Annotated in this window: 22 protein-coding genes and 1 pseudogene; 15 read left to right on the plus strand and 8 right to left on the minus strand. The window is 45.2% G+C overall.

What is annotated here, in order from left to right:
• The first annotated feature begins 37 nt into the window (after nucleotides 1-37).
• Together RBH91_RS04890 and RBH91_RS04895 are read left to right on the plus strand one after the other, a co-directional pair.
• Nucleotides 38-937, plus strand: coding sequence for a PhzF family phenazine biosynthesis isomerase (locus RBH91_RS04890; RefSeq protein ID WP_307894669.1), 900 nt, complete (start codon nucleotides 38-40; stop codon nucleotides 935-937).
• A 119-nt stretch (nucleotides 938-1056) separates the two neighbouring features.
• Nucleotides 1057-1635 carry a nitroreductase family protein gene (locus RBH91_RS04895; RefSeq protein WP_307893684.1) on the plus strand — a complete coding sequence of 193 codons (579 nt, stop codon included), beginning with the start codon at nucleotides 1057-1059 and terminating at the stop codon, nucleotides 1633-1635.
• A 35-nt stretch (nucleotides 1636-1670) separates the two neighbouring features.
• Here the strand turns inward: RBH91_RS04895 and RBH91_RS04900 are convergent, their stop codons facing one another.
• From RBH91_RS04900 to RBH91_RS04915, 4 genes are all read right to left on the minus strand, one after another.
• On the minus strand, nucleotides 1671-1865 hold the full coding sequence (locus RBH91_RS04900) for a YfhD family protein (RefSeq protein ID WP_076762436.1): 195 nt from the start codon (nucleotides 1863-1865) through the stop codon (nucleotides 1671-1673).
• Nucleotides 1866-1932: 67 nt separating this feature from the next.
• A complete protein-coding gene (locus RBH91_RS04905; protein WP_076762437.1) occupies nucleotides 1933-2046 on the minus strand; it encodes a YfhE family protein in 114 nt (37 codons plus the stop codon).
• Between the two features lie 65 nt (nucleotides 2047-2111).
• A complete protein-coding gene (locus tag RBH91_RS04910) occupies nucleotides 2112-2651 on the minus strand; it encodes a GNAT family N-acetyltransferase (protein ID WP_307893685.1) in 540 nt (179 codons plus the stop codon).
• A gap of 265 nt (nucleotides 2652-2916) precedes the next feature.
• Complete coding sequence (locus tag RBH91_RS04915) at nucleotides 2917-3816, minus strand: TIGR01777 family oxidoreductase (protein ID WP_307893686.1); 900 nt, start codon at nucleotides 3814-3816, stop codon at nucleotides 2917-2919.
• A 68-nt stretch (nucleotides 3817-3884) separates the two neighbouring features.
• On the opposite strand from RBH91_RS04915, the gene recX reads away from it, so the two are divergent.
• Both recX and RBH91_RS04925 read left to right on the plus strand, forming a co-directional pair.
• Nucleotides 3885-4676: a recombination regulator RecX gene (recX, locus tag RBH91_RS04920; protein ID WP_307893687.1), complete on the plus strand. Its 792-nt coding sequence runs from the start codon at nucleotides 3885-3887 to the stop codon at nucleotides 4674-4676.
• A gap of 5 nt (nucleotides 4677-4681) precedes the next feature.
• Nucleotides 4682-4996: a YfhH family protein gene (locus tag RBH91_RS04925; protein ID WP_307893688.1), complete on the plus strand. Its 315-nt coding sequence runs from the start codon at nucleotides 4682-4684 to the stop codon at nucleotides 4994-4996.
• Nucleotides 4997-5028: 32 nt separating this feature from the next.
• Here the strand turns inward: RBH91_RS04925 and RBH91_RS04930 are convergent, their stop codons facing one another.
• Nucleotides 5029-5199, minus strand: coding sequence for a YpzG family protein (locus RBH91_RS04930; RefSeq protein WP_083696897.1), 171 nt, complete (start codon nucleotides 5197-5199; stop codon nucleotides 5029-5031).
• 26 nt (nucleotides 5200-5225) lie between these two features.
• Nucleotides 5226-5375, minus strand: coding sequence for a small, acid-soluble spore protein K (locus RBH91_RS04935; protein ID WP_003179924.1), 150 nt, complete (start codon nucleotides 5373-5375; stop codon nucleotides 5226-5228).
• 131 nt (nucleotides 5376-5506) lie between these two features.
• On the opposite strand from RBH91_RS04935, the gene RBH91_RS04940 reads away from it, so the two are divergent.
• The 5 genes from RBH91_RS04940 (at nucleotide 5507) to RBH91_RS04960 (ending at nucleotide 11032) form a co-directional block, all read left to right on the plus strand.
• Nucleotides 5507-5776, plus strand: coding sequence for a YfhJ family protein (locus RBH91_RS04940; RefSeq protein WP_307893689.1), 270 nt, complete (start codon nucleotides 5507-5509; stop codon nucleotides 5774-5776).
• Between the two features lie 27 nt (nucleotides 5777-5803).
• Nucleotides 5804-6910: an NAD(P)/FAD-dependent oxidoreductase gene (locus RBH91_RS04945; protein WP_307893690.1), complete on the plus strand. Its 1107-nt coding sequence runs from the start codon at nucleotides 5804-5806 to the stop codon at nucleotides 6908-6910.
• Between the two features lie 216 nt (nucleotides 6911-7126).
• On the plus strand, nucleotides 7127-8086 hold the full coding sequence (locus RBH91_RS04950) for a glycosyltransferase family 2 protein (RefSeq protein WP_307893691.1): 960 nt from the start codon (nucleotides 7127-7129) through the stop codon (nucleotides 8084-8086).
• Nucleotides 8055-8456 (plus strand): GtrA family protein, encoded by a 402-nt coding sequence (locus tag RBH91_RS04955; protein WP_076762444.1) that lies wholly within the window; start codon nucleotides 8055-8057, stop codon nucleotides 8454-8456. Before RBH91_RS04950 ends, RBH91_RS04955 begins: the two co-directional genes overlap by 32 nt.
• Nucleotides 8453-11032, plus strand: a complete 2580-nt coding sequence (locus RBH91_RS04960) for a YfhO family protein (protein WP_307893692.1) — start codon at nucleotides 8453-8455, stop codon at nucleotides 11030-11032. Before RBH91_RS04955 ends, RBH91_RS04960 begins: the two co-directional genes overlap by 4 nt.
• Here the strand turns inward: RBH91_RS04960 and RBH91_RS04965 are convergent.
• Entirely contained in the window at nucleotides 11029-12012 is a 984-nt protein-coding gene (locus tag RBH91_RS04965; protein WP_307893693.1) for a metal-dependent hydrolase, read from the minus strand. The two genes, RBH91_RS04960 and RBH91_RS04965, sit on opposite strands and share 4 nt — an antisense overlap.
• Before the next feature lie 233 nt (nucleotides 12013-12245).
• On the opposite strand from RBH91_RS04965, the gene mutY reads away from it, so the two are divergent.
• Nucleotides 12246-13331: an A/G-specific adenine glycosylase gene (gene mutY / locus RBH91_RS04970; RefSeq protein ID WP_307893694.1), complete on the plus strand. Its 1086-nt coding sequence runs from the start codon at nucleotides 12246-12248 to the stop codon at nucleotides 13329-13331.
• A gap of 25 nt (nucleotides 13332-13356) precedes the next feature.
• Here mutY and RBH91_RS04975 read toward each other — a convergent pair whose 3' ends face one another.
• Nucleotides 13357-13581: a mother cell protein YfhS gene (locus tag RBH91_RS04975; protein ID WP_076762448.1), complete on the minus strand. Its 225-nt coding sequence runs from the start codon at nucleotides 13579-13581 to the stop codon at nucleotides 13357-13359.
• 79 nt (nucleotides 13582-13660) lie between these two features.
• Between RBH91_RS04975 and fabL the strand changes: the two genes are divergently transcribed.
• The 5 genes and pseudogenes from fabL (at nucleotide 13661) to RBH91_RS05000 (ending at nucleotide 17587) form a co-directional block, all read left to right on the plus strand.
• Nucleotides 13661-14413, plus strand: coding sequence for an enoyl-[acyl-carrier-protein] reductase FabL (gene fabL, locus RBH91_RS04980; protein WP_307893695.1), 753 nt, complete (start codon nucleotides 13661-13663; stop codon nucleotides 14411-14413).
• Nucleotides 14414-14506: 93 nt separating this feature from the next.
• Nucleotides 14507-14656: pseudogene (locus tag RBH91_RS04985) on the plus strand (gamma-type small acid-soluble spore protein); the annotation flags it as partial.
• A gap of 172 nt (nucleotides 14657-14828) precedes the next feature.
• Nucleotides 14829-15074 (plus strand): YgaB family protein, encoded by a 246-nt coding sequence (locus tag RBH91_RS04990; RefSeq protein WP_076762451.1) that lies wholly within the window; start codon nucleotides 14829-14831, stop codon nucleotides 15072-15074.
• Nucleotides 15075-15236: 162 nt separating this feature from the next.
• Nucleotides 15237-15767 (plus strand): nucleoside tri-diphosphate phosphatase, encoded by a 531-nt coding sequence (gene ntdP / locus RBH91_RS04995; protein ID WP_076762452.1) that lies wholly within the window; start codon nucleotides 15237-15239, stop codon nucleotides 15765-15767.
• Nucleotides 15768-15844: 77 nt separating this feature from the next.
• Entirely contained in the window at nucleotides 15845-17587 is a 1743-nt protein-coding gene (locus tag RBH91_RS05000; protein WP_307893696.1) for an ABC transporter ATP-binding protein, read from the plus strand.
• The last annotated feature ends 76 nt before the right edge of the window (nucleotides 17588-17663 follow it).

The following is a 17663-nucleotide window of genomic DNA, read 5'->3' on the forward strand; positions in this document are numbered from 1 at the left end:
TGACTGGAAATCGATATGGAACAAACGGGGGATGGAAATGAAACGTGTCGAAGTACTCAGATATGACGCATTCTCAAAGCTGGTGGGTAAAGGGAATCCGGCGGGGGTCGTCATTGACGCGGAGCATCTGGCTGCTGACGAGATGCAGCAGATCGCCGAAAAAACCGGATACAACGAAACTTCTTTTTTGCTGCCGAGCCGTTCGGCTGACATTCGGATTCGCTATTTTACGCCCGGCCATGAAATGAATTTATGCGGACATGCGACTGTGGCTTCGCTCTATGCGCTTTATGAGAAAGGCGGGATTGAACACGGCATGGAGCTGAAAATTGAAACAAAAGCGGGCCATCTTTCCGTTAAGACCGGTTATGATGACATAGAAAAACGTTTTTTCGCAACATTAGAGCAGGCGCCGCCAAGCTTTCGGCCATTTACAGGAGACCGCGCCAAATTGGCGGAAGTCCTTGGGATCAGTGAGGAAGACTTTCATGAAGCATTGCCCATCGTTTACGGAAGCACAGGGATTTGGACATTGCTTGTACCTGTTAAAGATTTGGCGGCCTGCCGGAGGATGAAACCGGTGCAGGCTGAATTTCCGGACGTTTTAGCGGATATGCCCCGTGCATCTGTCCACCCATTCTGCTTAGAAACGATCCATCAGGACTGCCAGCTTCACGGCAGACATTTTTCGTCGCCTTATTCTGGAACAAGTGAAGATCCTGTTACCGGGACGGCGTCTGGCGTGATGGGCGCTTATATGAAAACGTACGGAAAAACATTCAGCAAAGAAGGGCAGACAGTGTTTCTCATCGAACAAGGCCAGGAAATCGGTAAAGACGGAAAGGTGAAAATCGAGGTCATTGAAAAAAACGGAGACATGAAGGTGCAAATGACAGGAACCGCTGTTTTTGCGGAAAAACAAAGCTTTGAGGTGTAATAGGCCGGCGCTCGGATAGAGCGCTGTCTTTTTTTATGGAATGGATGATGATTGCAAACCTGAAAATAAAACTTTATAATCAACAATGATAATCATTTTCATTTAAGGGGGACGGCAAAATGAACGACACTTTGCAGACTCAAAGTATACGCGATTGCGTCAGAAATAGAAGAACGATTCGTAAATTTAAGCAGGATCCGGTGCCTAAAGAGATGGTTATTGAGCTGCTGGAAGATGCGGTTTATGCTCCGAATCACCGGCTGACAGAGCCGTGGCGGTTTATTTATATCGGGTCGGAAAGCGGAAAAAAGAAGCATGCCGACAATTTAAAAGCAGCATTTAAAGAGCTTAAGCCGAATATGAAAGAGGAACAAATCAAAAAGTTCAGGGAGCATATCTTAAGTGTTCCGGCTTTTCTGTTTGTCCTGATGAAAGAAGACGAAAATGAGCGGATCAGAAAGGATGACTTCGCGGCCGTCAGCTGTTTGATCCAAAACTTTCAGCTGCTTGCCTGGGAAAAAGGCATCGGCATGGTATGGAAAAGCGGAGAAGTACTCTACAGCCAAACGCTTCATCAATTAATGGGGCTGCACAGTGATGAACGGGTTGCCGCTTTATTGCAGATCGGATACCCGGCGGAAATTCCTAATGGGGAAAAACGCACGCCGGCGGCGCAGCTATTGACTGAAATTTTATAAAAAAGAAAGCCCGGCAGCTCCGGGCTTTCTCTATGCTACTTCGATTGCCGCTGCTCCGCGCGCTTGTCGGCCGCCTGCATGCGAGCCTGTGCTTCGCGGTCATCCTGATCTGCGAGTTCTGCTGAATATTCCTCATAAACACCGTCAGTTTCTTTTTTATACTGATCAGGGACTTGCGGAAGCTTTTGTTTATTTTTATCCCGGTTTTTGTGGATTGCATTTCTGCCCATGTGATCACTCCTCATCAATAATCGGCCGGTCGTGATTATTGTTCGCTGATCAGACAGCCGCTATGCATTACGATTTTTCCCTGGCAGCGCGCTCCGCTCTTTTAAATTCCCGCGAATATCTGACTTCCTGTGTTTTGTTCAGGGGGGATTTGAAGCGCTCTCGTTTTTTCTTGTCAGCCATTTTTAAAGCCTCCTATAAGATCAGATTATTCACAGGCTGTCCGTTTCAGAGGCATTTATACAGGATTAAGCTTCTTTTAGCCGGCGGTTTTCGTCTTCAAACGTTCTCATGCTGTATAAAGAGTACAAATCTTTCGGTATTTCAAATAGGTAAAATGCTCCGCAATCAGCCTCTTTCAGCCTTTCAGGGTCAGCCTGGATGGCATATGGCAGCTTTTTTGCCGCTTTAAGTGAGCGTGTGTTTGTTTTTCTGATTTTCATCAAAACCGTTTCAATATTTTTCTCGTAAAAAAGCTCGCAGAAAAACGCGTTTTTTGCCCGCTGGTTATAGCCTTTGCCGTGGAAAGTCCTGCCGAGCCAAGTGCCAAGAAACCCCTCATTCCCCTCTATGTCATACAAGCTGATGCAGCCGATCGGATTTTCCCATTCATCGAGAATCGTACGGGATATCAGCTTTCCCTGTTCTTCCTCTTCTATCATGTTTTTGACGTGAAACATATACTCCTCAATGGTCTCTGCTTTATTTCTGACAAAAGGGAAGACTTCCGGATGGATCATAAGTTCAAAAAGCGCAGAGCAGTCGGTCATTTCTCGTTTTTTCAGCATGGCAGCCCCTCCTTAATGTGAGGGCGGTCTTCCAGTTGCAAACAGGCTCCAGCCACCCTCGAAATTTTTTAATTTGCGGAAAAAAACATCCGCCGTTTCTTGCTCAAGCATTAAAAAATTCGGGGTGGGAATCGAACCCACTAAAACCAGAAGATCTGGTGGCGCACCATTTGCCTTCCCTATTCACATCTGCTGCTAATGGTTTCTACATTTTACGCAGCTGGGAGGCGAAAAGCGACAAGGCTTTTGCGGGAAATACATTCTCTTATACAAGAAGATCCTTCAGGGCGTCTTCCAATTCGGGATACAAGAAATGATAACCGTTTAATAGGCTCTTTTTCGGCAGAACGCGCTGTCCTTTTAGCACCAGCAGACTCATTTCACCCAGGACGGCTTTTATCGCAAATTCGGGAACCGGAATCCAATGCGGCCGTTTTTTCACCTTGGCGATTGTTTTTCCGAATGCCTCCATCTGCACGGGATTTGGAGCTGTGGCATTGATCGGGCCTGACAGCTGCTGGTTATCCATCGCCGACTGAATCAAGCCGAGCGCGTCATCAATATGAATCCACGGCATCCACTGGCGGCCTGAACCGATTCGCCCTCCTGCAAACAGTTGATAAGGAAGCGTCATTTTCGGAAGCGCTCCGCCGTCTTTTCCGAGAACCATGCCAAAACGCATGTATACGGTGCGAATTCCAAGCGCTTCGATTTGTCCCGCTTCCTTTTCCCAGGCAGTCGTCGTCCGGCTCAGAAAATCGCGGTTTGAAACAGCCGAATCTTCTGTGAATGTTTGGTCAAGGCTCGTCCCGTAGATCCCGACAGCGCTTGCTTGAATGAGGACTTTCGGCTTTGCATCCAGCTTTTCGATGATACGCGCGGACTCCTGCACAGAGCGAAGGCGGCTGTTCACAATCTCCGTCTTTGTTTTTTCAGTCCAGCGGCCGAAAAGCGATTTTCCGGCCAAATTGATCCACACGTCGATTTCAGGCAGTTCAGTTTCAGGCCGGGCGCCGTTTCTTTGCCAAAGAACATGAGAAAGGTTTTTTTGTTCCGTTTCCGCCGGATTTCTTGATAAAATATAAACGTGATGTCCCCCGGCGGTTAAAGCGTTTGACAGGTGCTTGCCGATAAAGCCTGTTCCGCCGGCGATTGCAATTTTCATCATGATCACTCCCTTTTGGAGATCCTTTACCTCATTTTAAAAGAAGAAAACGAAAGAAGGGAGCTTTTATGCCTTATATTACAAAAATTTCTTCTCAGAAAAACAATGAAGAGCGGGTTAATATATTTCTGGATGAAAAATACGCGTTCAGCGTTGACCTGGATATTCTCGTCAAATTTGATCTGCGGAAAGGGAAGGAGCTCGATGAGCTTGACGTCATCGAAATCCAGTATGGCGATGACATCCGCAAAGGGTTTAATAAAGCGCTTGATTATTTATCCTACAGGATGCGCTCAACGAAAGAAGTCAAAGACCATCTCAAGAAAAAAGGCGTCCCAGATTCTGCGGTGACAGAAATCATACATATGCTGAACGAATATCAATATTTGGACGACCGGGAATTTGCGGCGGCATATGTCAGCACCCACCGCAAAACGAGCGGCAAAGGGCCAGACGTTCTTTACAGGGAGCTTCGAATAAAAGGTGTTGATGATGACATCATCCAGGAAGCGCTAGGCTCATTTACCTTTTCGGAACAGGTTGAAACAGCCGTTAAGCATGCCGGAAAAGTAGTGAAAAAAGGAAAAAAACTGTCCTCTAAAGAGACGAAACAAGCGATCGAACAGCAGCTCATTCGCAAGGGATTCTCCTTCGATGTCATCTCGGCCGCTCTTTTGGAGACGGATTATGAAAACGAACATGATGCAGAAAGAGAAGCTCTGTATAAGCAGGGAGAAAAAGCCATGCGGCGCTACAGCTATGACGGTTCTTACGAAACGAAGATGAAGGTCAAGCAGTATTTGTTTAGAAAAGGTTTTTCGATTGATATGATTGACCAATTTTTGGATGAAAAGGGATGAGGAAAATGGAGAAAAGATACAGCGAAATGACAGAGCACGAATTGCAAAGGGAAATCGGAGTCCTGACAGAAAAGGCGAGAAAGGCTGAGCAAATGGGAATCGTCAATGAACTGGCCGTCCATGAGCGGAAAATTGCAATGGCAAAAGCATATCTTCTCGATCCGGCCGATTATAAACCCGATGTCATTTACGAAATTGAAGGGGCGGAAGAGGATTTTTACATTCGCTATTTAAACGGCGTCTTCGCCTGGGGGCACCGACTCAATACACCCGATCATGAAGAGGCCCTGCCGATTTCTTTGTTAAAAGAAAAGGATTAAGACATAGCTTAACCCTTTTCATGCGTATTTTGTTATCTTGTACGGATGCGCGTGTTGCGCTGGAGAATCATAAGGTCTTGTGTTTGCTGCGTTTCTCCGTTCACCTGTGCGCGCGCATGCTTTGTGTTGGCCCATGGCTGCGGATAGTTTTGCGTTTTCATCTGGTAAAAATCATTTGTATACGGCTTGCGGTTTGCACACAAAGAAAATCACTCCATCCCAGAATAATTTAGCGTTTGCCGGAAGCTCTCATTCTTTCTTGCGGATGAGTATTTGTGCTTCCGTCAGGGCGCTTTGAAGCAAAATCATCTTTGGCCCGGGGCTCACCTTCAAATTTATTGTTATTCATGTTCGGAAAGCCTCTCGATTTATTTCGCATCTTTTTAGGGCTCCTCCATTCAAGTCCAAAATGTTTGCGTCTTCGGTTCAGAAGACGTAAGGTTAGTATATGAAATGGACGACGTTTTCAAAAAGAAAGTTTTTTCCTAAGGGAAGGAGGGAATATTCAAGGTGGAAGCACACTTTGAAAAGCTGACAAATGCGCTTCTCGAAAAAAATTATATGCTGAGCTATGCACAAGCCAGAACATGGATTGAACTGCTGTGGGAGGATTTCGAATCGACATTTGCCAAAGCCGGCCATCCGTATAGAGGAAAAGAACTGACAGAGCGTGTTGTTTTAGAATGGATTGAGCATTATGGCAGCCATTTGCATTTATTTCAGACCGAAAAGTCTTCGTTTGTGGATCTATTGACAGGAGATCATGGACTGCTGCATTAAACGTTTCTTTCAGAAAGGAATGATGAAATGAAAGCGATCGTCATTGGCTCGGGAATTGCCGGTGCAAGCGCAGCATATCATCTAGTGAAAAAAGGAGCAGATGTGACGGTTTTGGATGAAGGGCATAAAGGCCAATCAACGAAGGCTGGAGCGGGCATTATCTGTCTGTGGTTTTCATCCAGAGGTGAAGACTGGTATCGTTTGGCAAAAGAGGGAGTCGGATATTATTCCTCACTTGTTTCACAGCTTAAAGAAGACGGAGCAGCCGAATTCGGGTATGGAAAAACGGGTGCGCTTCGCGTCAGCAGGGATCTGGAAGCACTCGGCCGAATTGAAAGAAAATTAAGAGAACAAACAGAAGCTGAGCCGGGAGCAGGCGAAATCGCCCGACTATCGAATAAGGAAGCAAGAAAGCTTTTCCCCCCGCTTGCAGAAGGGATGGAAGCCATTCATATCACCGGAGCAGCCCGCGTTGACGGCCATCTCCTGCGGAATGCTCTTCTTCAGGCAGCCGTAAAGCGCGGCGCCGTTCTGCAAGAAGGCAAGGCAGAGCTGTCTTTTCATCAGGGCCGCCTAAACGGGGCGAGGGTGGACGGGCAGTTTATTTGCGCAGACAAAGTGATATTGGCCGCCGGGGCATGGACGAATCAACTGACCCAGCCTTTGGGTATTCATCTTCATCTAGAGCCCCAGCGCGGGCAGATTGTTCATTTAAAGATGCCTGATCAAGATACTGACAAGTGGCCGGTTGTTTTACCGGATACAGACCATTATATCGTGTCATTTGCCGATTCCCGGGTCGTAGCCGGGGCGACAAGAGAAAGCGGCACGGGATTTGATTACAGAATGACGGCCGGGGGATTGCAGGAAGTGCTTCGCGAAGCTTTGGCTGTTGCACCGGGACTTCACAGCGCAACAGTCGGTGAAGTGAGGATCGGCTTTCGTCCGCTGACGAAGGATTGTCTACCTCTGCTCGGCAACATTGCCGGGACGGGTTTGATTGCGGCGACAGGCTTCGGACCTTCAGGGCTGACGTTTGGACCTTATGCCGGGGCGCTCGCTGCATCTTTAGCATATGGTGAAGATCCTGGCATTGATTTGAAAAAGTATGACCCGACAAGGCAAACTTCATAAAATGGCAAATGAACCCTTGTTCTTCCCTAGGGAATATCATTTTTTTACCACTTGTTCATAGATGTCTGATATAATGACAAAATAATCTTGTAGAAAATAGTGCAGCATACCCACAGTTTTCCTTTTGTGCGGATGACGAACATGCAAGGATCAGTATCCTGCCGATCAAACAGATGCCGGATGCGATTTTATTATGTCTAAAAGAGGTGCCTTTAAGTGAAGAAAGGATTCGTTTCAATTATTATTCCTTCATATAATGAAGCAAGCAACATTAAACTGATTTATCAATCGTTAAGGAACGAATTTCAAACCATTGATTATGAATATGAAATTTATTACATAAATGATGGCAGCACAGACCAAACGCTGGAGGAAATAAAAAATCTGGCAGAACAAAACGAGCGGGTCAAATACATTTCTTTTTCAAGAAATTTCGGCAAGGAAGCGGCCATTCTTGCCGGATTTCAGCATGCCCGTGGCGATGCCGTCGTCGTCATGGATGCGGATTTGCAGCACCCGACGTACCTCTTGCACGATTTTATTAAAGGATATGAGGAAGGCTATGACCAAGTGGTCGCCCAGCGCAACAGAAAGGGGGACAATCCCTTGCGCTCCTATTTGTCTTCGCTTTATTACCGTTTTATCAACAATGCGGTTGAAGTAGACCTAAGGGACGGTGTCGGGGATTTTCGTCTTTTGAGCAGAAAAGCGGTCCACGCGCTCTTAAAGCTGAGTGAAGGAAACCGCTTTTCAAAAGGGCTGTTTTGCTGGATCGGCTTTGACCAGAAGATTATATATTATGAAAATGTCGAAAGGAAAAACGGAAAGACGAAGTGGTCGTTCCGCCACTTGCTTAACTATGGAATCGACGGAGTTGTTTCGTTTAACAACAAACCGCTGAGAATGTGTTTTTACACTGGAATCTTTATTCTTTTTCTTTCTCTTATTTATATCGCTGCAACCTTCATTCGCATTTTGAAATACGGTGTCATTGTTCCGGGATATTTTACAATTATTTCCGCTGTGCTGTTTCTCGGCGGGGTTCAGCTTCTCAGCCTCGGAATCATAGGCGAATACATTGGGCGAATTTACTATGAGACGAAAAAGCGGCCTCATTATTTAATACAGGAGGCAAACATCAGCCATGGAGAAACTCATGAGAAAAATGAATCTTGAATTTATTCGCTTTGCCGCTGTCGGCGTCGTGAATACTTTGAATTACTATGCGGTTTATTTGCTGCTGCATATTTTGCTGCAAATGAATTATATGGTGTCCCATATTGCCGCTTTTTTTGTCAGCCTTGTGATTTCATTTTTCCTGAATTGTTATTTTACTTTTAAAATCAAACCGACCTTTTCGAAATTTTTGCAGTTTCCGCTGACACAGCTGTTTAATTTGGCCGCTTCTTCTTTGTTTGTGTATGTTTTTGTAAACTTTTTGAAGATGAACAGTTCGGCAGCTCCTCTGGCTTCCATGTTTTTAACCGTTCCTCTGACATTTTTGCTGACAGGGAAGATTTTGAAAAAAGACAGGGGAAGAGTATGAAAAAAACAGTCTTCTTATTTGCCATCTCAAGTTTTGCAATTTCCGTGATCGCCCATTCCTTTTTTTTGATCGAATGGGCAAATGACCGTTATATGACTGGAAACGGTGACGGACTTGCACAAATGATCGTCTTTAAATCATTTCTGTATGATCAGTATAAAAACGGCAGCTTTTTTTACTCGTATTCCTTCGGTCTCGGCGGCGGGATCTACAGTCAGCTGGGCTATTATTTTACGACATCTTTTGTATATATCGCTTCTTTCGCCGCTGTTTTTCTGATGCAGCTCATGCACTTAGCCGGAGATGCGGATACCCTGTTCTGGGCGCAAGCCGCCGTTTTTATCAGTGTGGTGAAGCTGGGTCTGATCATTTTAATCGCGTCATATGCGTTTCACTATATGGTGAAACATAAGCTGGCCGCTTTTACAGGTGCCGTTTTATACGGAACATCTGTTATCTATTTTCGCCATACGGTGTTCTGGGAATTTTTCAGTGATGCCATGCTTTGGCTTCCTTTGCTTGTTGCAGGAGCCGAGAAAATCATCAGGGAAAAGCGGACGGGCCTGTTTATTACAGCATGTTCCTTGACGCTGTTTAACAATTTTTATTTTGCGTATATCAATTTGATTTTCATTGCCATCTATGTCATCTTCCGCTGGCTGATCAGGCTTGATGAACAAGAGGAGACAAGGTGGAAGCAGTTCAGGCTGTTTGCCGTATCCTGTCTGATTTCCTTTGGGATCAGCGCTGTTTCCTTTGTGCCGGCTGTTTACGGCTTTCTGAACAATTTGCGTCCTCCGTATGATCAGGCGGTCGCTTTGTATGACTTCACAGACAACATTTTATTCTCAAGCCGTATCATTCTTCTGCCGTCCGTCTTTTTGCTGTTCTTATTCGTGTTTTCTTTCTATAAGAACAAGACGTTCAGGCTGTTTGCCGGAATCAGTGTTTTGCTGGTGATCCTGCATTACAGTCCGCTTGCGGCTAGTGTGTTCAACGGGTTTTCCGCACCGCAGAACCGCTTTGAATATTTGCTTGCTTTTACGATAGGCGGCGCTGTTGCAATCGGGATCAAAGAGCTTAAAAATATCAGCAGGAAAGAGATTTTATATTCAAGCCTCCTCGTCCTCTTCATTTATATCGCCGCGATCTGGCAAAAAGATCTTGATTTGTCTTTGGTCAAAAACTGGAGCGTTCTTGTTCTGCTGTTTTTGACGATTGCCGCCTTTGCGGCAGCCGGCATAAAATACAAAAAAGCGCATCTGCTTTTACACGGATGTCTTTTGGCATCAGCGGTTTTGGTTGCCAATACATACCAGAAATACGTTCTGTCCGAGGCGAGCGATATTAAAAGCGTGACGAAAAGCTATCTGACCAGCAATGAGTATAATGGTGAAGAGCAGCGTGAACTTTTGGAAAACATGAAGAAAGATGATGGCGGGGATCCGTACACAAGGATCGATTGGATGAACGGCGTTCGCAACAATACGCCGCTGATCCAGCACTTTAACGGCTTCAGCGCCTATTCAAGCATTCTCAACCAGCATTTGCTGCTGTTTTATTGGAAAGACCTGCAAATTGATATGGGAAGAGAAAGCGTCAGCCGCTATGCAACAATGGGGGACCGCGCCAATCTGTACAGCCTGCTGTACGGAAAATATTATATGACGGAAAAAGAGAATGCCCCTGATGTTCCATATGGATTTGAGAAAACGGATGAATCAGAGCATTATGCCGTCTATAAGAATAAGTACACACTGCCGTTTATCCGCACGGCTAAAACCGTGTTTACTGAAAAAGATTTAGCCGAAGCTCCCGTTTTGGCTAAAGAGCATGCGATGCTTGAAGGGATTGTGCTGGAAAACCATCAAGAAAAAGAACAGCCGCCTCAAATTTCGAATTTGATCGGGCAGACGAAGATCAAAACAAAGGGAGCAAGGTATCAAAACGGTGTGCTCAAGGTAACAGCGGAAAAGGGAGGGATTGATCTCATCCCTGAAAGCGGACTTCCGAATGAAGGCGACTATTATGTCGAATTTTATTTGAAAAGCCTTGCCAAAGACCAGTTTTTCAACCTGCAGGTCAACGATTATGTCACGTCAAGAAAATCAAATCAGTCGATTTACAAGACAGGAATTTATGATTTGACAATCAGGGTTCCGAAAGCGGAAAAGATTTCATTCAGGCTTCCAAAAGGAAAATATAAGCTGGACAATCTGAACTTGTATCAGGAAGACTATCAAACCTTAAAAAAAGCGGCGGCAAAAAACGCTCCGAAAGCCGACATGAGCTGGGAACAAAATAAATTGTCCATCAGCTATCAGAACAAAAGCGGAGACCGCTACATGGTGCTCCCGATTCCGTATGAAAAAGGCTGGGAACTGATGGTGAACGGAAAGAAACAAGACGTGGAAAAAGCGAACTATTCCTTTATCGGCTTTTCCATCGAAAAAGGGGACAATGACATTCAGCTTGTCTATTACCCGCCATACTTCAAAGCCACATTGGCGATCACCATCATCAGTCTTGCCGCAGGCATATGGTACAGCAGAAGAAGAAAAAAGCTTGGTTCTTAAACAGAGCCAAGCTTTAATTTTTTCTGAAGTTTTTCTTCGCTGAAAATCCACCCCGTATAGGATGTGATCAATTCCAAATTGTCCCGGTCGATATGGGCGATGGCGACAAACGGATAGTGTCCTTTACTGCGGTATCTCAAATCGATAAAACGGACTTCATAATGGTCTTTATACGTATCGATTTCCCATCTGTAAACCGGTGAGAAAGAGAGAAAGGCGGAAATGTTTTTATCCTGTTTCGCTGCTTTCATAACAGTTGATTCGGGCATCGGCACCCTGTTGAATGTATCGATGATGACGACGTTCCCTTCAATGCTTCTTCCGACGTGGAAAGCGGATTTAGTCTTGACGGCGATTCGCCACTGTCTGAATTTCATTGTCGGCGAAATGATAATTTCTTCAATATCATCAATTTTAGCGTGAAGCGACCGTTTGATTCTTCTTTGCATTAATAACCTCAGCAGGTAGTATCCCGCTAAGACGATATAAAGGGCCAAAAATGTATATCCTTGATGGGCGCCTGCAAGCCAAGCGGCAATCGCCACAAGATGGCTGGTGAAAATAAACGGATCAAATGTGTTAATCAGACCGAGCGCCACCCATTTCTTTGAAAACGGTCTGACAGCCTGTGTCCCATATGCATTAAAGATATCAACGAACACATGGAGCGCGACAGCGGCAAGCGTCCACAGCCACAGATGAAGCAAGTTTGCTTCAGGGTAAAACAAAAACAGAATGCCCGGAATCATCAGCGACCAAGCGAGGACAGCGGGGATGGAATGCGTGAATCCCCTGTGGTGTCTTATATATACAGCATTATTTTTTAATTTTAAAATCGTATCAATATCCGGAGCCTGTGATCCGGCGATTGCCGCAATCATCACGGCCTGGGCCATTGAAGGATCCGTTCCGACGACGGGATCTAAAGTCGCAATGCCGCCGAGCGCAACCCCCATGACAACATGTGTGCCAGTATCCATTGGTGACCTCCCCTAATGGTGCTAGAAATCATGTTCAGCTTGCCCAAAAAGCAAATTCCAAAAGCAAAACCAAGAAGAGCAATGATATGGATCTTGCCTGAAATATTTAACGCTTTTGCTTTCCTCACTTTTAATGTAACATGTTATCGTATATGCATACAGTTTACAACAAAAAGCCGATGCAGCAAAAGTACAGTATGTTAATGTGACGATGACCGGCAAGGAGAAGTTTCATGAATGATTTAGAAAAGAAATTAGAGCAAAAGAACATTAAACAGTTTCAAGAAGATTTAATTTCTTGGTATGAAAAAGAAAAACGGGATCTGCCTTGGCGTTCAGACAGCGATCCTTATAAGGTATGGGTTTCTGAGGTGATGCTTCAGCAGACAAGGGTGGATACGGTCATCCCGTATTTCAACAACTTCATTGAAAAATTTCCGAACGTAGAGGCGCTTGCCGAAGCTGACGAAGAAAAAGTGCTTAAAGCATGGGAAGGACTGGGATACTATTCAAGGGTCCGGAATCTGCAAAGCGCAGTCAAAGAAGTCCATGAACGATACGGAGGAACGGTTCCGTCTTCAAAAGAGGAATTTGGCGGTCTAAAAGGCGTCGGCCCTTACACAAGAGGGGCGGTGCTGAGCATTGCCTACGATCAGCCGATTCCGGCGGTCGACGGCAACGTCATGCGGGTGATGTCGCGAATTCTTTCCGTATGGGATGATATCGCAAAACCAAAAACAAAAACGGTGTTTGAAAAAATTGTCGAAGCCTTTATTTCAAAAGAAAAACCGTCTGAATTCAATCAGGGGCTGATGGAGCTCGGAGCGGTTATTTGCACTCCGAAATCGCCTTCCTGCCTTCTCTGTCCCGTCCGCGAACATTGTTCCGCGTTTGCAGAAGGCTGTGAAAAAGAGCTTCCGGTCAAAAGCAAAAAGAAGAAACCGTCTCTCAAAAGCCTGGCTGCCGTAGTCCTCACTGATGAAGAAGGATACCTTTACATCCATAAAAGACCTGGACGCGGCCTGTTAGCGAATCTTTGGGAATTTCCAAATACCGAAACAGAAAAGGGTCTCAAACCCGAACGTGAGCAGCTTGCCGCCTTCTTAAAAGAAGAAGCCGGGGTTGAGGCGGAAATCGGCCCGCTTGAAGGGGTCGTTGAACATGTCTTTACCCACCTTGTCTGGAACATCTCCGTGTTTTTCGGGAAAACGCTGAACAAGCCGGATGAATCCTACTTGAAAAGGGTAACGAAAGAAGAGCTTGAAGAATACGCTTTCCCGGTTTCGCATCAGAAAATATGGAATATGTATATGAAATAGGCAGCTTGACTGTGCATGCTGCCCATTAGTCATATGGAATGTCTGTGCCGTGCGTATAGTCGGCTTCATGGCGGTGCAATCCGCCTCTTGCTTGGATTTCTTTGACAACTTCCAAGTATTCGGCATGTCCTTCCTCATTTAAGAAGGGCATCATTTGCTGGAAGGCGTGGTGGAAAAAGAGAAGTTCTGTTTCCTTCCACTCATGCTTCGGGGTCTGATCAAGTTCACTCATGTCCCGTCCTACGTACATAAGGCGAAAGCCTCCTTTTTGATGATGTCTCTTTATTTTTAAACGAATTCAAATAACTATACTAGGAGATGAAAAACAGATGGAACAAAGAAAATGTGCGCTTATTACAGGAAGCAGCCGCGGCGTCGGAAAAGTGGCCGCTCTCAGATTAGCCAAGAACGGCTACAATATTGTCATCAACTACGCAAGAAGCAAAAAAGCAGCCCTTGAAACGGCTGAAGAAATTGAAAAGCTTGGCGTAAAAGCATTAGTCGTCAAAGCGAATGTCGGACAGCCGGCGAAAATAAACGATATGTTTCAGCAAATTGAAGAAGCATTCGGCAGGCTGGATGTGTTCGTCAATAATGCCGCTTCAGGCGTACTGCGCCCGGTCATGGAGCTTGAAGAAAGCCATTGGGACTGGACGATGAACATCAATGCCAAAGCCTTGCTTTTCTGCGCCCAAGAAGCGGCAAAACTGATGGAGAAAACAGGAGGCGGCCACATTGTCAGCATCAGCTCGCTAGGCTCGATCCGCTATTTGGAAAACTATACGACGGTCGGCGTTTCAAAAGCGGCGCTGGAATCATTGACTAGATATCTTGCCGTTGAGCTTTCAGCGAAAAACATTGTCGTTAATGCCGTATCCGGCGGGGCGATCGATACAGACGCGCTGAAACATTTTCCAAATCGTGAAGAGCTTCTCGAAGATGCGCGGCGAAACACGCCTGCCGGCCGCATGGTTGAGATCGATGATATGGTTGATGCGGTTGAATTTTTAACTTCTGGAAAAGCGGACATGATCCGCGGCCAGACCATCATCATTGACGGCGGCCGTTCCCTGCTCGTTTAATTATTTTTGGCCAAAGTGAATAGGATATCAGCCTCCTGCACAATCTAATTGTCGTGGAGGTGATATACAATGGCTAACCAACAACAACAACAATCCAAAACAAACGCACAAAAAGTAAGACAACAAAACCAAGCTTCTGCACAAGGTGGTCAGTTCGGCACTGAATTTGCCAGCGAAACTGACGCGCAGCAAGTTAGAAAAAATAACCAGCAAGCTGAGCAAAACAAACAGCAAAACAGCTAATCACTGAAACAGGAAAAAGCACTTCACCATCGGATGAGGTGCTTTTTTCTTTTAGCTCTGCGGTCCGACAAAATTACCGATTCTTAGGCACAATCAGTCAAAGGACATTCTGAAGGTATAGAGAAATGATACATAGGCAATAAATGGAGTAGTGATAGAATGGAGGATCTGAATGCCGGAATTTGAAAATTTGGTTCAGGGGCAGATGGAGATTATGGATGAGCTGTTGTATCTTCAATCCGAGATCGAGAGGTGTCAGGCGATCGAAAAAGAATTTGCGTCTCTTGAAAAAAAAGCGCAGCTTTCAGCGATCCGGGAAGAGATATCTCAAAAACGAAAAGATCTTGCTGCTATTCAGGATTTGTTTCAAAAGCAGACGGAGCAGGTGATTCAAGCTTATCAAAAAATTGAAGCGTGAGTCTCTCTTTATAGCTACCTTAAAAGGAGCCATTCCTGATCCGGAGTGGCTGTTTTATTTTCATTTTTTATTTTCAAACGTTATAATAAATAAAAGAACTGTCGGACAGGCAATGTGACACACTGACTTGTAAGGCTTTTGCAAAGAAAGTAGGGGAGAAACATGGACTTTCCCAAGGAAGGAGAAACCATTCAAATTCATAGCTATAAGCACAATGGGCAAATCCATCGGATATGGAGTGAAACGACGATTTTAAAAGCAACGGAATTGTGCATCATCGGCGCCAATGACCGGACAATGGTCACAGAATCTGACGGCCGGACATGGGTGACGCGAGAGCCCGCAATTTGTTATTTCCATGCAAAGCAGTGGTTTAATGTCATCGGCATGCTTCGCGAAGACGGGATTTATTACTATTGCAATATCAGCTCGCCATTTGCTTTGGATGATGAAGCCATCAAATACATCGACTATGATCTGGACGTGAAGGTCTTTCCGGATATGACGTATCATATCCTTGATGAAGATGAATATGCCGATCATAAAAAGGCGATGAATTATCCGAAGGAAATAGACGGCATTTTAAGATTCCACTTAAATACATTGCTGCATTGGATTCATCAGAGAAAAGGCCCGTTTGCTTCAGAGTTTATCGATATTTGGTATGAACGGTTTTTGCATTATACAAAATAAGCCAAAAAACCTGTTGAACCTCAACAGGTTTTTTGCAGTGAACTCACACCATCAATATAAAGAGGGGGGGATGACGTGTGGGTGTAATCAAAAGGTATATGGAATTTGTCAAGCCATATAAATGGAAAATCATCTTGACGGTTCTGATTGGTATTATAAAATTCTCTATTCCGCTTGCGATTCCGCTTCTGCTGAAATATGTTGTGGATGATATCATTCAGGGAAGCGGAACCGTTGAAGAAAAAACATCCACCTTATTTATCGTAATGGCGGTCATGTTCGCCATTTTTTTGGTGCTTAGGCCGCCGGTCGAATATTATAGGCAGTATTTCGCACAATGGACGGCGAGCAAGGTGCTGTATGATATCAGGGACAGGCTTTTTTCCCACATTCAAAAATTGAGCCTCAGGTATTATGCGAATACACGCACCGGTGAAATCATTTCAAGGGTGATCAATGATGTTGAGCAAACGAAGGAATTTGTCATTATTGGTCTTATGAATGTATGGCTTGACGTCATGACGATTTTTATCGCTATCACCATTATGCTGACGATGGATGTGAAATTGACGCTGATTTCGATCGTGCTGTTCCCGCTTTACGGGCTGTCTGTCAAATTTTTCTACGGCAGGCTCAGAACCTTGACGAGGGAGCGTTCACAGGCTTTGGCTGAAGTGCAGGGCCATCTTCATGAAAGGGTTCAGGGGATGCCTGTTATCAGAAGCTTTGCCATCGAAGATCATGAACAAAAGCAGTTTGATCATGAGAATGGCAATTTTCTCGGAAAGGCTATCCGCCATACGGCTTGGAACGCGAAAACGTTTGCCGTTGTCAATACGATTACCGATCTTGCCCCGCTGATCATCATTACGGTCGCCGGTTATCATGTGATTCACGGTTCCCTGACGGTGGGAACGATGGTGGCGTTTTTCGGCTATATCGAACGCCTCTACAATCCATTGCGTCGCCTGATCAATTCGTCGACGACATTAACCCAATCGATCGCGTCCATGGATAGGCTGTTTGAATTTATTGATGAGCCGTATGAATTGAAAGATAAACCGAATGCCGTGAATGCAGATCGTTTAAAAGGAATGATCGAATTTAAGAATGTCTCGTTTCAATATGAAAAAACGGATGAAATGATCTTGCAAAACCTCTCTCTAAAAGCCGAGCAGGGAGAAACGATCGCACTTGTCGGGATGAGCGGGGGCGGAAAATCAACGCTTGTCAGCCTGATTCCGAGATTCTACGATGTCACTGCCGGAAACTTATATATTGATGGGGTCGATGTGCGGGACTATCAGGCGCGAAGCTTAAGAAACCAGGTCGGCATGGTGCTTCAGGACACCTTTTTGTTCAGCGAATCGATCCGCGAAAACATTTCCATCGGAAATCCGGAAGCATCAATGGAAGAAATCATTGAAGCGGCAAAGGCGGCAAATGCCCACGATTTTATCATGGAGCTGCCGGGCGGCTATGATACAAAGGTTGGAGAAAGAGGAGTAAAACTATCCGGAGGACAGAAACAGCGGATTTCAATTGCAAGGGTGTTCCTGAAGAACCCGCCACTGTTAATTTTGGATGAAGCTACTTCAGCGCTTGACCTTGAGAGCGAACACTACATTCAGGAAGCGATGGAAAAGCTCGCAAAAGACCGGACGACTTTTATTGTTGCCCACAGACTGTCAACCATTACTCACGCAGATAAAATCGTTGTCATCGAAAACGGACAGGTCGCAGAAGCCGGCACGCATGAGGAATTAATGAACCGAGACGGCCATTACAAACATCTATTCACAATCCAAAAATTAAGCTGAATCGTCAGAAAGCCTGACTTTCGTTTGAATCCAAACGGAGGTCGGGCTTTTTTCTCGTTATAAATTTCGTTCATAT

Source organism: Bacillus swezeyi (assembly GCF_030908325.1).
In the GTDB taxonomy this organism is placed as follows: domain Bacteria; phylum Bacillota; class Bacilli; order Bacillales; family Bacillaceae; genus Bacillus; species Bacillus swezeyi.